General features: G+C 50.8%; 10 protein-coding genes. 4 read left to right on the forward strand and 6 right to left on the reverse strand.

All coding sequences use genetic code 11. The features are described 5' to 3' along the window. Positions 1 to 121: 121 nt before the first annotated feature. From queE to BM123_RS11600, 3 genes are all read right to left on the reverse strand, one after another. A complete protein-coding gene (queE, locus tag BM123_RS11590) occupies positions 122 to 763 on the reverse strand; it encodes a 7-carboxy-7-deazaguanine synthase (protein ID WP_090168556.1) in 642 nt (213 codons plus the stop codon). A gap of 165 nt (positions 764 to 928) precedes the next feature. Next, positions 929 to 2,692, reverse strand: a complete 1,764-nt coding sequence (locus BM123_RS11595) for a hypothetical protein (protein ID WP_090168559.1) — start codon at positions 2,690 to 2,692, stop codon at positions 929 to 931. Next, the gene (locus tag BM123_RS11600; protein WP_175489341.1) at positions 2,689 to 4,482 is read right to left on the reverse strand and encodes a CRTAC1 family protein; all 1,794 of its coding nucleotides are present in this window, start codon (positions 4,480 to 4,482) and stop codon (positions 2,689 to 2,691) included. Before BM123_RS11600 ends, BM123_RS11595 begins: the two co-directional genes overlap by 4 nt. A 337-nt stretch (positions 4,483 to 4,819) precedes the next feature. Here BM123_RS11600 and BM123_RS11605 point away from each other — a divergent pair, with 337 nt between their 5' ends. Both BM123_RS11605 and BM123_RS11610 read left to right on the forward strand, forming a co-directional pair. After that, positions 4,820 to 7,939: a S41 family peptidase gene (locus tag BM123_RS11605; RefSeq protein ID WP_090168565.1), complete on the forward strand. Its 3,120-nt coding sequence runs from the start codon at positions 4,820 to 4,822 to the stop codon at positions 7,937 to 7,939. A gap of 124 nt (positions 7,940 to 8,063) precedes the next feature. Beyond that, positions 8,064 to 8,603 carry a YdeI/OmpD-associated family protein gene (locus BM123_RS11610; protein WP_090168567.1) on the forward strand — a complete coding sequence of 180 codons (540 nt, stop codon included), beginning with the start codon at positions 8,064 to 8,066 and terminating at the stop codon, positions 8,601 to 8,603. Between the two features lie 3 nt (positions 8,604 to 8,606). On the opposite strand, the gene BM123_RS11615 is transcribed toward BM123_RS11610, so the two are convergent. Beyond that, positions 8,607 to 9,539, reverse strand: a complete 933-nt coding sequence (locus tag BM123_RS11615) for a LamG domain-containing protein (protein WP_090168570.1) — start codon at positions 9,537 to 9,539, stop codon at positions 8,607 to 8,609. A gap of 122 nt (positions 9,540 to 9,661) precedes the next feature. On the opposite strand from BM123_RS11615, the gene BM123_RS11620 reads away from it, so the two are divergent. Both BM123_RS11620 and BM123_RS11625 read left to right on the forward strand, forming a co-directional pair. Then, on the forward strand, positions 9,662 to 10,315 hold the full coding sequence (locus BM123_RS11620; RefSeq protein WP_090168640.1) for an IMPACT family protein: 654 nt from the start codon (positions 9,662 to 9,664) through the stop codon (positions 10,313 to 10,315). A gap of 178 nt (positions 10,316 to 10,493) precedes the next feature. Next, positions 10,494 to 11,285 carry a hypothetical protein gene (locus BM123_RS11625; RefSeq protein ID WP_090168573.1) on the forward strand — a complete coding sequence of 264 codons (792 nt, stop codon included), beginning with the start codon at positions 10,494 to 10,496 and terminating at the stop codon, positions 11,283 to 11,285. 123 nt (positions 11,286 to 11,408) lie between these two features. Here the strand turns inward: BM123_RS11625 and BM123_RS11630 are convergent, their stop codons facing one another. Beyond that, complete coding sequence (locus BM123_RS11630; RefSeq protein WP_090168577.1) at positions 11,409 to 12,176, reverse strand: response regulator; 768 nt, start codon at positions 12,174 to 12,176, stop codon at positions 11,409 to 11,411. 2 nt (positions 12,177 to 12,178) lie between these two features. Next, entirely contained in the window at positions 12,179 to 14,350 is a 2,172-nt protein-coding gene (locus tag BM123_RS11635; protein WP_090168580.1) for a sensor histidine kinase, read from the reverse strand. Between the last annotated feature and the right edge of the window lie 224 nt (positions 14,351 to 14,574).

A 14,574-nucleotide genomic window follows, 5' to 3' on the forward strand; every position in this document is an offset into this window, starting at 1 on the left:
GTAGATAAGACGGGCTTAAGGTAGGGAAAATTGAAGGAGAGAAGGTGGGAATGAGTGAATGAGCTTGATTCTAACTGCTGACTTCTTTTAGCATTATTCAATCATTGATTCATTCTCTCACTTAATCAATCCCCATCAGCTTATGGGTCTGCAAACTGATGCGCCACTGCGGATGAGCCATGCAATAGGCAACGGTAGCCGGGGTGTGGTCCGCGTCGGCTTCGTCTTTGGGTTGCAGGAAAAAGTGTTCGAAATCCAGCTGGGTGAATTGCTCGGGTTGGGCCTCTGCTTCGGACTGAGGGAAGACGAGCTTGAGCTCGTCACCCCGGGTGACGATAAGGTCGGCATTAGCTTTGGGGCTGACGCAGACCCAGTCGATACTCTCCGGTACCGGGACGGTGCCGTTGGTCTCTACGGCAACTTCGAAGCCACGAGACTGTAGCTCCCCGATGAGCGGCTCATCCAGCTGTAGCAATGGCTCTCCGCCAGTACAGACGACGTAAGGCCGGCCACCACCGGGCCACAAACTTTGCACCAAATCCCCGCATTGCACCTGCGTGTAGCGCCCCCCGTTCTGTCCGTCCGTGCCGATGAAGTCTGTATCACAGAATTTACATACGGCTTCGTGCCGGTCTTCCTCCCGACCGCTCCAGAGATTACACCCCGTAAACCGCAAAAAAACGGCCGCACGGCCAGCCTGCGCGCCCTCGCCCTGAAGGGTGTAGAAGCATTCTTTGATCTTATAAGTGCGCTGGCGGGACATATCTTTGATATTCGGGGCGCAAAGATACTAGATTCAGAATAGTCCTAAATCAGGTTGACAGTTTGATTTTGGTGACTATTAATCGGGCGGTGAGGTTTTGTATGCTGACAGATAGTGGAGGCTTTTGGGCAGGCACAAGCATTGGTAAGGATTGAACTTCAGGAGTTACTCGGTCAAATCAACGATAATTAACTGGCTAGTTTCATTAACGTACAAATATGCTTGACGGCTTCCGGGAGGAATCACCGCCAGGTCAGGGGAGACGACGAGTGAAGAAATAATAGCGAATGTTTCGCCATCCCAGATGTTTCTTTCTCCGACAACGATGTCTCCGGAGTCTGTACAGGCCAGAATTTTATCATTGAAGCTGCCTAATGAAGTACTGAGGTTACTGGTCAGGAGTTTGTTGCCGTTGAAAAACAGGTACTTATCGTCAGCCGTGAGGCAGGCATCCCGGAAGGAATTAGACAGGCTGGCGCTTTCGGATACCTCTACAAGGTTATCTCCCTCCAGGTTGTAGCGGATAGCGGAGCTTCCACTAGAGCCAGACTCCGTAGCGAAAAGAATAGTTCCGGTCGAATTGGTGAGGAGCCCCGGCTGATAGATCGAACCCGCCGATGAGAGGTTTACACCATTACTTGTTCTTACGACCTTAATATTATTCCATTGGTCTTCACTGGTAAAGGCCAGACGATCCCCGGCCAAAACGGCCAGACGGTATGGGTTTCCGTCCCAGGTCCCAATGTTCACGTCGACATTTATGTCCCGGATTTTTTCCTGAGTGTCGAGATTGACGACGGCAATCTGAGTACTTCCAAAATTGGCGATGTAAGCTTCAGAATTGTCAAGGCTGAAGGCGATATCAACGGGTGCTGAGCCAACAAAAATAGTTTTTTCTACCTCGTTGGTTGAGGTGTTGATGAAGAGCAAATTGTTGTTGACACGGTCCAGTCCGTATAAATAGGGGCGGGTACGGTCTGCTTTGAGTCTGACAATTCCGGTTTCCAGGTTAATACCTTCCAGTAGATAGCGGGCGGATAAGCTTTCGCTTTCGACAGCAGCCCCGTTATTAGTAACAACTCGGATTTTGTAGAAGTAGTTGGTTGCGTACTCGATATCCGGGTCAAGGTAACTGCTGGTTGCCTGATCAGTATTGACGTTAATATTCCGGAAAAAGCCATCGGCGCCATTATCGGAACGCAGTATGTTGTATTCGCTAAATTCAGGTTCTTGCGAGGGCTGCCAGTACAGCTTAAATTGACCATTAACGACTACGATGGAGTCAAAAATGACGGCTTCTGGTTCCCGAACCATGAAGATAGTAATCTGGCGACTTGCTTCAAGACCATCTTCGTCTACCGTTGAAGCGGTGATAAGGTGCTGGCCTTCGCTGAGTTCACTGACAAGCAGGGAATAGTTTCCGTTTTCACCCGGTTGTACCTGGCCAAGTTCTCCGTCAACGTCGCTGGTAATGGTGATGGTAAAAGTATTTGGATCGCTATCATCCGATAGGTTGCCGACAAAGGTTATCGGATCTTCAATATCGTAGGTGTTTTGCCCCTCAGAGGTGGAGAGCGTGAGGTTAGGACTGACGTACTGGCCAGGAATGAGATTAATTCTAACCTCGGTCAGGTTGTTATCGTCCACCATTACCGGAGAGACTCCTCTCCCCAATGGAGCCCGGTCCGCAAAAACGCGATAATTATTTACCTCGAGATCTTCGAGCAGAACTGATCCTAGATCGTCGGTTGTGAACTCGAGGGTTTCAGGGTCGGTTGTGATGGTGGCATCTTCTACGGGTTGACCATTGAAAAACACCTGGACAAAAACATCGCCTTTGCCATCACCAGTCTCAGTCGGGTCATCATCGCTGTCACAGCCAGCGATTAAGAAAATGCCAAAAATGAAAAATAACAGGGTTTTGTTCATTCTATAATTATTTTAATAGGAGGAAAGGGATTATCCCTTTCAGGCAAGACAAATGTAATGTAATATTCGCCAAGTGGCAAGGATGCAGCAGGGGGGAGTTGAAGCGTAAGCAGCCGATTGTCTCGTTGGATTACCATTGCTGAACCAATAAACTGACCTGAAGAAGACCAGATGAAGATATTGTCATTAATAAACACATCGGATTGAATGTGAAGTAAGCTGCCCGCCCGGACGGGGTTAGGAAAGACCTGGAAATCAGGGGGTGTTGAATACTCCTGACCTTTCTTTTGGGTCAGAAGGTTTGTCGTTTTGGTTTCAATCTGGTAGTAGGTGCTGGAGGCGCCATCGGGCCATTGGATGATCAAAGAGTCAATATTCGTTGCCTGGGGTAAACCGAAGTGAGCAACGGTTTCATTTTGGCTGACATAATTTGAGCTCTCCCCGACCTGTCGTTGAAAAACGCCGGACGTAGTGTAAAGAATGACTAAAGCACCATGGGCGGTCCTGCCGGCTTGCAGCGGAAGTATGCGTAGCCAGTTGTCGTCGTTTAATTGGTTCTTGTATAGTCTTAGAGGCCCGTTATTATTGGCTATGAGAATATCCAGGTCTCCATCCAGCTCTACGTCAAGAATACCAATACCTCTGCCTTGAAAGGTGTCTGGAGGAAAGTTGGGCAGGGGAAGAAATTGCCCACTATGATTGTTAATGAGTAAGCGACTGGTATCCCCTTTAAAACTGTCTTCCCCCCGTGGCCAGCCATTGGTAACCATTAAGTCTAACCAACCGTCATGGTTAAAATCAGCAAAGGAAGCTGCCCAGCCCCAGCCGGTTTGAGTGATGGAAGGGTGGGGAGGGGTCTCCATAAATTTCCCCTTTCCTTCATTCCGGTAAAGACGGTTACCGCTGCCTCCCCAATTCCCTTCCAGTACACCGTCTCCGTCAAAGATTGCCGTAACAAACCAGTCTTCGTCTCCGTCATTATCATAATCGCCAACGGCAGCTCCCATACCATTTTGATCCGTGAATACTGCCGGATCGGTAGGAACGAACTGTTGCCCACCTTCATTGATCCACAACTGGGTGGTGCCAAAATCTCCACTTAGCAGTAAATCCGGGAACCCGTTTTGGTTCAGATCCCGGAAATTGGCAGTAAAGCCATGATCAAGCTCCGGAGCGAACAGATTGTAAAAATTGAGTTTAGTATCATAGGGGGAAAACCCATTTCCTTGCTGGTTACGAAAGAAATGGAAGGGGGTAAAGGGTTCGTTCCAATGACAAAGGAAAAGGTCTTCCCATCCGTCCCGATCAAAATCGATGGCAGTAGCTCCGGTTGTACTGAGTCCTTCATATAATTCCAGACCGGTATTTTCCACCAGGCTGAAATTACCATTGCCCATATTCAGATACAAGACGGGAATTGCCCCATTAGCAGACCCAATGAATAAGTCGGGAAGTGGGTCATTGTTGTAATAAAAAAATAATGGTCCGGTGGCGGCATCCGGGGCTTCTATGTGGCCATTGTGATTGGCCTGCTTAAAGGTTCCGTCTTGTTGGTTGAGCCATAATTCTCCGCCAGATCTTTCGCCCGTAATGACAAAAAAATCTGCGTAGCCATCCAGGTTAACATCTTCAACGGCAATGCCTCCGCTTGTTTGTTCAGTTGTGGTGGCAAATCGCTGTTCCAGCAGATGTTGAATTCCGCCCAGACCTGCCATATTCGTAGCGTCGATAAAAGTAAGAGGCTCAGATTGCGCATAAGCCGTAGCCGGAAGGCAAAAAAATAAGAGCATTCTGAAGCAGAGAATTGCTGACCGGTTAATGGGCATAAGGTGGAATCCTTTTATATAGACGGTAATTACGGAATTATTTCCAAAAGAGCGGCAGTTTCCCTTCTTTGGTCAGGGAAGTCGAATTAGAAAAGTCTAAGTCGATTTCTGCCCCCTCGATATTTCAGCAAGCTCCGTACGCAACAAGCTCAGGGGCTGTTTCTAGATCGGTTTCCACCCCAGGCCGCCGGTCACAAAGCCACTAAACTGTATTAAAGCGACTACGCTGTAATGCTCGGTTAACAACAGCAGAGGTTCTCCCCCAAAATTCTTAAATTGAGGCCCTTAACCACCCCACCAAATGAAAAACCTGACACCCCTTCTGGCCCTGCTGTTCTTTTCCGTGAGCTCTCTTTATGGCCAGGGCCTTTACTTCCCTGACGACCCGGCGTTAACCCCCGACGGCAAAACGATCATCTTCGCCTACGCCGGTGACCTGTGGCAAATGCCCGCCACCGGCGGCCAGGCCAACCGGATTACCGCCCTGGACGGTGCAGAGAGTAAGCCGAAAGTATCCCCGGACGGCAAATGGCTGGCCTTCAGTTCCGCCCAGTATGGCAATAATGATATTTACGTCACTCCGCTGGGCGGTGGTGCAATCAAACAGCTCACCTTTCACCAGGCCAGCGATGAGGTGGCCAGCTGGAGCTGGGACAGTCAGTCCATTCATTTTACTTCCAACCGTTATAACGGCGGAACAACCTTTACCGTGCCGGCCGCTGGCGGCACGCCGGTAGCCTTAACGAAGCACTACTTTAATACTTTCCATCATGCCGTTCCGCACCCTGCAAACGGTAAGATCTTCTTCAACGAAAGCTCCGAAAGCAGCCGTTACCCCAATCGTAAACGCTACGTAGGGCCCAACAGCCCCGACATCAAGACCTTCGACCCCGCCACCGGCGCAGTGGAGAAACTTACGGACTGGGAAGGGAAGGATATGTGGCCGATGGTAGACCGGAACGGCAAAAGCTACTTCGTCTCCGACCGGGGAAATGAGGAATACAACCTGTACCAGCTGGAAGGCAAAGACGCCAAAAGACTGACCAAATTCAAAACCTCCGTCTTTTCCCCTTCCATCAGCGCTGACGGCAGCGCGATCGTCTTTATCCGGGATTATCAGCTGCAGGTCTATGAGGTGAAATCGGGAAAGAGCCGTACCGTTCCGGTAGAGCTGAATGCTTTTGCGGGACTGGCCAAAACGAAAGACTTCAGCACCGATGGTAAAGTCAGCTATTTTGATGTTGCCCGCGACGGGAAGAAGATCGCCTTCGTTTCCAGGGGAGAGTTGTTCATCTCGGATATAGAAGGCAAATTCATCCGTCAGCTGGAGACCGGCCCCGACCGTGTGCTCGAAGTCAAGTGGCTGAAAGACGATAAAACCCTATTGTTTACCCAGACCTACAACGGCTACCAGAACCTGCACACAATCCCGGCAGATGGCAGTGCTGCTCCGACGCGACGGACTTCTGACGCCCGCAATAGCCGTAACCTGGAAATGGCGCACGATACGAGTCAGGTGGCTTATTTGAGCGGCCGGGATGAAGTCCGGATTATGGACCTCAGTGATTTCTCCGTTAGCACCGTTGCTAAGCGGGAAGTTTGGTTTCGCGGAGCGATTCCCCGCTGGTCGCCCGACGATCGTTACCTGATGTTTACCGGTTTTATCGACTTTGAAGAGGACATTTTTCTGGCGGACCTAAAGGAAGACATGCGGGTCATTAACCTGACGAAGACGGGCGTGTCGGAGAAAGATCCCGTCTGGTCTCCTGACGGAAAGTACATCTATTTCACCTCGGCCCGTCACCAACCCAGTTATCCGCGGGGTGGGGGAGACGTCAATCTTTACCGACTGCCGCTGGAGTCATATGACCAGCCCTACCGCTCCGAAAAAGTGGATGAGTTGTTCGCGGACGAAGAGGAGAAAAAGGCTAAGGAGAAGAAAGATTCTGTCGTCGTTAGTATCGATTTTGACGGTATTATGGAGCGAATGCAGACGGTGGGCCCGCGCTTTGGAACCCAGTCGGGGCCAATGGTAGTTCAGGAGAAGGACAAGACCATTGTCGTTTATGGCTCTAACCATGACGAAGGCCGCGGCAAGTTGTTCATGACGGTCTTTGAGCCTTTTGAGTCGCCCAAGACCGAGGCCATCGCGGCGCAGGGCGTAGGGAATGCAACGGATCTGATAACGGTAAAAGGAAAGCATTATCTGGTGGGGGCGGGTAAAATCCAGCTGGTTAATCTGGGGACGAAAAAGGCGAAAGCTATCGAGCTTAAGAAAACCTTCCGCCGTACGCTGGAGTCAGAGTTTAAGCAGATGTTTCAGGAGACCTGGGCGAATATGGAGGAGAACTTCTACAATGAAGATTTTCACGGGGTGGACTGGGACGCCAAGCGCGAGCAGTATGCGGCTTTTCTGCCGTACGTTTCCAGCCGGGCAGACTTGCGTCGGATCACCAACGATATGCTGGGCGAGTTGAACACTTCTCACTACGGGTTTAGCTCCCGCGGGGAAGAGGAGGAGACAAAAGAAGGGGCGCGGACGCTGGATGCAGGCCTGGTTTTCAGGAGCAAGGATGCTTACCTGGTTGACCGGGTAATTACGGATGGGCCAGCAGACCGAAAGGGCGTAGACATCCGCCCGGGAGATCGCCTCGTGGCGATTGACGGCCAGCGGATTGACCCGAAGCAGAACCGGGAGTTTTACTTCAGCCGGCCCAGCGTGGACAAGGAGGTGGAGCTCACCTTCAGCCGCAACGGCACAGAGGTGAAACAAGGCCTGCATCCGCAGTCTTACTTCAGCGCACGGACGCAGCGCTACGACGAATGGATGGACGCCTGCCAGCAGCGGGTCGACGAAAAATCGGGCAAGCGCATTGCCTACGTCCACATGAAAAATATGACCGGCGGCGAGCTTAATCGCTTTATGAACGAGATGGTCTCTGAGGGTTACAACCGGGAGGCAACCATTCTGGACTTACGCTGGAACACCGGTGGTAACGTACATGATGCCGTGCTGCAGTTCCTGGCGCAGCAGCCTTATCTGGAGTGGAAGTTCCGGGAAGGAAAGCCGGGCAATCAGCCCAACTTTGCCCCGAGGGGCAAACCCATTGTCCTGCTCATCAATCAAAAGAGCCTCTCCGACGCGGAGATGACCGCCGCCGGATTCAAAGAGTTGGGCCTGGGTACCATCGTCGGGACACCCACCTACCGCTGGATCATCTTCACCTCCGGCAAGGGCCTTGTGGATGGCTCCTTCTACCGGCTACCGAGCTGGGGCTGTTATACCCTGGAGGGAGAGAACCTGGAAAAAACGGGTGTCTCCCCCGACGTCCGGATTGATAACACCGCCGCCGACCGCGAAGCCGGCCGGGACCCGCAACTCGATAAAGCCATTGAGCTGGCGCTGAAGGGACTAGAGTAATTAGTCGGTAGTACTGTAGTTTTGTAGTAATGTAGTGCCGCTTCAAGCGTCGCCTACGCTGGTTTGCCCTGCAGCTTTTCATTGCACCTGCGGTGAGCGCCAAAGAACCGCTAAATTATTCCTTATGCCCACCATAAACGCCCCACTGATTCAGGTGAGCGAAAACGTACCCGGCTACGCCGGCGTCTACTACACGGCCTTCGTGATACCGGAATCAAGCGTCCGTGAATTGCTGCAACGGGAGAAAAATCCTTCCCGGATTGAGGTGAACATCAATGGGCAGGGAACGATCTTCAGCGGAATGATGCCCGATGGGCAGGGGAATTTTTTCATTACGGTGAGCAAGGAAGTTCGTAAGCGATTTAAGTTGGAGGAAGGGGACGAGGCAGAGTTAATCATCACCCCCGATGATAGTGATTACGGCATGCCCGTTCCCGAAGAAGTCGTTGAGCTTTGGGCGGTGGATGAAGAGGCACAGCGTGTTTTTCATCTGCTCACGCCGGGGAAACAGCGTAGCCTCCTTTACCTGATTGCGAAGCCCAAAGGGGCGGATACCCGGGTAAAGAAATGCATCCAGATTCATGAGTATCTCAAGTCCGTCAACGGGAAACTGGACTATAAAGATATGAATGCCTACATGAAAGCGGATAATGTCAATTGGTAGTTTTTACCGGTCTTCCAAAGTCCACGTTCGTATCCAGTCTATTTTCATCGTATTAATCGTCTCGTCGTTGAGATCACTCTGGGGCGGCAGGCCACCAAGCCAGGGCTCGTCTACTGTCCACAGGTCCCAGATGATGTTGAGGTCGCGGGTGAAGTCTCTTTCAGATACCACACTACCGGCGGGCTCCCCGTCGAGGTAAAACTGGATGTTACGAGCGTCCTTCCACCATACGCCGACGATGTGATATTCCTCATTCCACCTGACGCCCTTGAGGGGATTGTCATCAGCGAGATTCCGGTTGTCGAAGTTGCCCTTGTTGCGGCGGGTGTCATCGTCCACGACGTGAAAATACTGGGAATTCATCTGCCAGGGGAAGTCCGGCTGGCAGTTGCAGGATGGCTTTGAGTTGTTTTCGATGACATCAATTTCATTTCGGTTGGAGATGTTCCCGTTGTTGAGCCAGAAAGTATTGTAAGCGGAGATATGGGCGGTCTTGATACGGCTCTCTGTGTACATCGGGTAGTTGATTTGCGCCCGGGACTGCACCCGGGAGGTGTTGAACCATCTTTCCTGACCCTCATTTAGTGTGGCCTTTATCCAGAGGTTGCCGTCCGTTACCCCCGCATTCTCCGCCTTCATATCGACGGGGACTCCGTAGTTCCACAGTGGCTTAAACCATTTGTTGTCGTTCCAGGAGTCGAAGTCGTCAGTCAGCTCCTCCACTTTTACCCATTTTTGCGTCTCCGGGGTAGTGTCATCGATGGAGACGAAGGAGGGTTGATTCGGGTCAATGTTTTCAAAATCCCGGTCCCCGGTCATTGGGTCGGGCTCCGGCTCGGGTGGGGTGATGACGCCTGTATTCTTATTGCAGGCGGAAACGAGACAAATACACCAAAGGAGAAGTAGGAGGGGGGAATTAAGTTTTGGGGCAACCATTCGGAAATTGTTTAAAAAGGAAGAGTAGCAAGTTTAAGCAGCTGTCGGTAATCCCGGTCTCCGTTAAATCATATGAGGTGGATTATTGCCAATCCGTAATGGCAAACCCCTACCTTCGCCCAATGATTAAGCCTGACTTTTACCGCATTCCCGCCGAAGCAGGCGAGGGGGAGTTCCGCGACCGGGGCAGCAAGTTCGTCGCGACGCTTCGCCACGTTCGTAGCGAAGAAGAAGCGCTGGCCGTAGTGGAGGAATGTGCTAAGACTCACTTTAAATGCAACCATCACTGTTATGCTTACCGGCTGGGCCCGGGGCAGGATCGCTGGCGGGCGAATGACGATGGCGAACCCTCCGGTACCGCCGGAAAGCCCATTCTTGGCCAGATCGATAAAGCCGGCCTCAGCGATATTGTCATCGTGGTATCCCGCTACTTCGGCGGGACGAAGCTGGGCACCTCCGGCCTCATCAATGCTTACCGCGAAGCGGCCGTAGTCGCCATCGAAGCGACGGAAACGACCCTGCAGCCGCTGACTAAATCGATCATCCTGCGTTTTGGCTATGAGCTGATGTCTCCCGTTATGTCTGCCCTCAGTAGCCTGGGGCTGGAGATGACGGAACAGGACTTTGGGGAGACAGCCGTCGTGCGGCTGGAACTACCCCAGAGCACGGTACCAGCCACCGTCAGAGCCCTGAAGGCCGCTATCGGCGGCGTTTACCTGGAGGAAGTGGATGAAGAGTTTGCGGTGGAGGGATTAGTGGTGGAGGTGGAAGAATGATTACGGGAGGTCAGTTTTGAGTTGTAAAAAAAAAACACCATATTGGATTCCCGGCTGCCCGATAAATTGACAGGGTAAGACCTGCTAAATTCATTCTGGAGATCAACATCAAAGCATTCCGGTGTTTCGGTTTATCCATGATGAAGACTTTCTCCATGTGTACTAATTAATTGTTTACATGAAACCTCTTTATTACGCGATCACATTGATTTTTCTTGCTTTTGGGGCTTCTGCGTGTGAGAAGCCAATCGATAGTGAGAGAAGTAACGACCTCATTGTTCGTGATATAGATTTTTACCAGTCTGCATTTCTGGGAGCGCATGATGGCATGGTTCAGATACGGCACGATCAGGGAGGAACCGGCAGAGATGGAATGCCCTCTGAAACATACTTTATGCGAATCGTCGGAGGTGAATCCAGTATTCTCAACCCTCCGTCCCGGATTGTCTTAAATGAAGCCTGGGGAATTCCACTTCAGCAGGACTTTAATGTGATTAAGGATGAATCTGGGATTGCTGATTTATTTGGCCATACTCTCTCTTTGCGGATAGAAGAAGATGGTGTCGATTCCTTAAAATCCATTACAACTCCAGTAGACTTAGGCGCTATACCTAAAGTACTGAAGAGTAACCTGAGCCAACTTCCACAAAACCAATTATTGGAAAGAACCGTCAGTTGGAATATTGATGATACGAATAAGAACGGCGTTTTTATCGTGGTAGATTACAGCCCGTTGATTAACGAGGAGAACATCGTCGCTGTACATCCGGAGAGATGTAGTGATTATCTCCAAATCCCGGATGGGCGGGAAAGCTATACCTTTTCAGCCTCAGATTTTCCCTGCGTTCCGGCAAACGCGATTGTGAGCGTTACCCTCATAAGGGGAGTGGCGAAAGAGCTTGTAAATGCTGCTGGCCGTGATGTTTTCCTGGCCTATTCTACTAATAGCGGGTTGTTTGAGTTTCAGTAAACCTGAAGGACTTAGCATTTTGGGGCTAACGGCTAATTATATGTGAGTTACGAGCAAAACCGTTGAAGGTTAAGCCCCTCGGTGCGCACCGAAGGGTCTTTAGCCCGTAATTCGCATTAATCTTTACTGATACAAATTCAAGCGCCGCATTACCTCCTGCTTTGTCTCCCGGCTTATCGGTACTTCATGATCGGCTACCCCGACGAAGTTGCCCCCGATTCGATTAACCCTCTGCAGGTTTACGGCGTATGACCGGTGCGTCTGTATGAAATAGTCTGACGGTAGTTGGCCCATAAAGTCCTTCAGTGTGGAGCGGAGCACATACTTTCTTCCCTCCCCGACATTTAACTCCAGGTAATTACGGAAAGACTGGATATACTGAATGTTGGAAATAGAAACCCGCCGAAAAACCAAATCGTCTTTGACGAAAATACTATCGTCGATCAGTAGTTGTTTTGGCGACTCTACCGGGCTGGGCGACTGATTGGGCAAGGGGACCGGTAAATTTTTCGTGGCACTAAAAGTGTTCACGGCCAGTTCAATGGCCGCGTGGAGGTCTTGCTCCACGAAGGGTTTGACGAGGTAGCTGCCGGGCTGAGTCCGGGCGGCATCGGCAATGGTTTGTTTGTCACCGAAAGCGGTAAGAAAAATGAAGGGAATGTGGTAACGTTCTTTAATCTGTTCTGCCAGCCAGATGCCGGATCGGGCACCCTTGATGTTGATATCGAGAATAGCGAGGTCGGTTTGCCCTTCGTCCAATACCCGCAACGCTTCATCGGCGCGCATCGCGTCTCCGGCAATGGCGTAGCCCATGCCCGTCAGGGAATCCCGCAGGGCGTCCATGGTGATGAATTCGTCTTCTACGATGAGAATACGTACTTGATCTGCCATAGTTAAAATTCGATTTGTACGGTAGTTCCCCGCTCTGGTTTCATCCATTTGATGCTGCCTTCCAGCTGGCGGACGAGGCCCTTAACCAGGTTGTGACCAAGAGATTTACTACTGCGGGCAGCGTGGTCAGCAGGGAGGCCCACGCCGTTGTCGTTTACTTCCAGCTCAAAGCGATCGGCTACCCGCTGAAAGACCACCTGAATCTGACCATTGCTGCCGTTAGGGAAGGCATATTTGTAAGCATTTGTCAATAGCTCATTGAGAATTAGCCCGACGGGGATGGCCGTGTCGAGATCCAGGTATTCATCTGCGACAACCAGATCGAGCTTTATGTCCTTCCCGGGTTTGCTGTGGCTCCTGCTGATGTTTGTGCCGAGGTCTTCCAGGTAAGAACGGATGTTAACCCCACTAAGCTGTTCAGACTGGTACAGGTTCTCATGAATGAGGGCCATGGACTGGATGCGTTCCTGCCCTTCTTTGGCTAACTTCTGGGCGTCGCTGTCGTTGGCCAGCCGGCCTTGCTTTTGCAGTAAGCTGGAGATGATCTGGAGGTTGTTTTTTACCCGGTGATGGATTTCGCGGAGGAGGACTTCCTTTTCGGATAAAGACTGATCTACCAGCGCCTTTTGGTTAGCTAGTTTTTGCCCGTCACGACGGCTTCGGTAAAACGAATAGCCAATGACGGCGAGCAGAAGAGCCAGTGCTCCCAGCAAGATAGAGTAGAAGCGCCGATCTGATGCCGCATCTTGTTCCGCCAGAATTGTCTGTTGTTCCGCACGCTGGCGAGCCAGTTTGTTTTCGGTTACGCCCAATTCAAAGGCGGCTTTGCTCGAGGCATTACTCCGGGCAACACTGGTCTCATTATTACTCCAGTAAAGCAAATGTTGATAAAGCTCAACCTCTAATTCAGGGTCAATACCATCGCCGAGCGTTTCTTTATAGGCCTCTACCACTTCTGTCCCCAGGTCGCTTGGGTACCAACGGGTCACTTTTATTTTTTCAAATGTTTTAGCCAGTAAGGGGCGGGCTTTGTCATCCTGATTGATGTGATGATAATAGAGCCCCGCCTGAGCATTTGCTGAGCTCAGTCCTTCGTACCCCTCATCTTTGTTAGCCAGTTCCATGCCCGCTAGTAATTGCTCGAAATTTTCCTGACAAAGCGTGTCGGTACTCTTCCGGCATAATTCGAGTCGTTGTGCTAAGTCATAGAGATCTTTAGTCGCCTCCAAACGCTCCATCGGGCTTTGCGATCCTTTTTCTTCTGCCAAAGAATCGAGAAGGGTTAGGGCAACGTCATATTTTTTCAGTTTACTGTATGTCTGTACCAGACTATTGGACACAACATTGCCATAATCACTGTAAGCCTCTTCCATTTCACCCAGGTTGTCTTGAGCAAGATGGAGTAACTCTGCTCCCTTTTCATAGTCTCCGGTAAATTGTTGGAAAAAGTCGGCGAGCATCATGTACAACCGGGCTTTAGCGTGATGGCCCCCTTCCATTTCTTCTGCGGTCCGTAAAGAATTACGGATGATTTCCCGTCCCCGCTCACTATCCCCAACGGTGAAATTATCCAGAATCATGTAGAGTGAAAGCACTACGCGTTGAGAATCCGTTAGCCCGGGTTCCTGATAAAGATCTTCAGCAATTGGCCCCTTGAGGGAAAAAGGGAAAGAGTCCCGATTACACTGAAAGTACATGGCTGCATGCAGCCCGAGGCGCAATTCAAGGTTCTCAGGAGAGCCATCGGTGCCCAGGCTATCCTGAATGACTTTGTATAAGGGGGGGATTTTACGACGATTTTCAACTGACAAGTTTGGGCAGGCCAGTGCCTTCATGTGAAGTTCCGTAATTCTTACCCGGGCAGGATAGGGGTCCCCCAATTTAGCACCCAATTTCCCTAAGTCTTGTAAGTAAGGCCGTATCGGACGCGTCGGGTCATAGTCCGGATAAACACTGTTGGTGCCAGAACGCGCATCATTCGCCATCAAACGAATAAGTTGAGCTAGCGCATTGAAATGCCGGTCGTCCTGAGAATCGGCTTCTACCCGGCGAAGCAGTTCTTCTTTAGATAGGTTCAGGTTGGGAATCTGTGCCCCCAGTTCAGAAGTGAACAGGAGACCAAAACATAGGACAGGAAGGGAAAGGAAACGGGAAAACCGATTGAAAAAACACATGAAGTAGGCGGTTAGGCTCCCAATATATACTAATTCTATCAGGAAAATGGCCACTTATCCCTTGTCACCTACGGTTCGTCCCTGATTTTCGATGTCGAGACATGCTTTAGCGCATTTTTGTTCTGAACGACATAGTAAATGTCCGGAAAGTAAGTACCGCCGCCCAGCAAAATGCACAAAAATGAATAGGAATCTAATAGCTTCGACTTTTCCAAAGACTTCTC

This window comes from Neolewinella agarilytica (assembly GCF_900110645.1).
Lineage (GTDB): Bacteria > Bacteroidota > Bacteroidia > Chitinophagales > Saprospiraceae > Neolewinella > Neolewinella agarilytica.

What these genes read in the sequence shown, in the direction of transcription:
- BM123_RS11635 (WP_090168580.1), bottom strand. Translation starts at nt 14,350, where the DNA reads ATGTGTTTTTTCAATCGGTTTTCCCGTTTCCTTTCCCTTCCTGTCCTA.
- BM123_RS11615 (WP_090168570.1), bottom strand. Translation starts at nt 9,539, where the DNA reads ATGGTTGCCCCAAAACTTAATTCCCCCCTCCTACTTCTCCTTTGGTGT.
- BM123_RS11595 (WP_090168559.1), bottom strand. Translation starts at nt 2,692, where the DNA reads ATGAACAAAACCCTGTTATTTTTCATTTTTGGCATTTTCTTAATCGCT.
- BM123_RS11630 (WP_090168577.1), bottom strand. Translation starts at nt 12,176, where the DNA reads ATGGCAGATCAAGTACGTATTCTCATCGTAGAAGACGAATTCATCACC.
- BM123_RS11610 (WP_090168567.1), top strand. Translation starts at nt 8,064, where the DNA reads ATGCCCACCATAAACGCCCCACTGATTCAGGTGAGCGAAAACGTACCC.
- BM123_RS11605 (WP_090168565.1), top strand. Translation starts at nt 4,820, where the DNA reads ATGAAAAACCTGACACCCCTTCTGGCCCTGCTGTTCTTTTCCGTGAGC.
- BM123_RS11600 (WP_175489341.1), bottom strand. Translation starts at nt 4,482, where the DNA reads ATGCTCTTATTTTTTTGCCTTCCGGCTACGGCTTATGCGCAATCTGAG.
- BM123_RS11625 (WP_090168573.1), top strand. Translation starts at nt 10,494, where the DNA reads ATGAAACCTCTTTATTACGCGATCACATTGATTTTTCTTGCTTTTGGG.
- BM123_RS11620 (WP_090168640.1), top strand. Translation starts at nt 9,662, where the DNA reads ATGATTAAGCCTGACTTTTACCGCATTCCCGCCGAAGCAGGCGAGGGG.
- queE (WP_090168556.1), bottom strand. Translation starts at nt 763, where the DNA reads ATGTCCCGCCAGCGCACTTATAAGATCAAAGAATGCTTCTACACCCTT.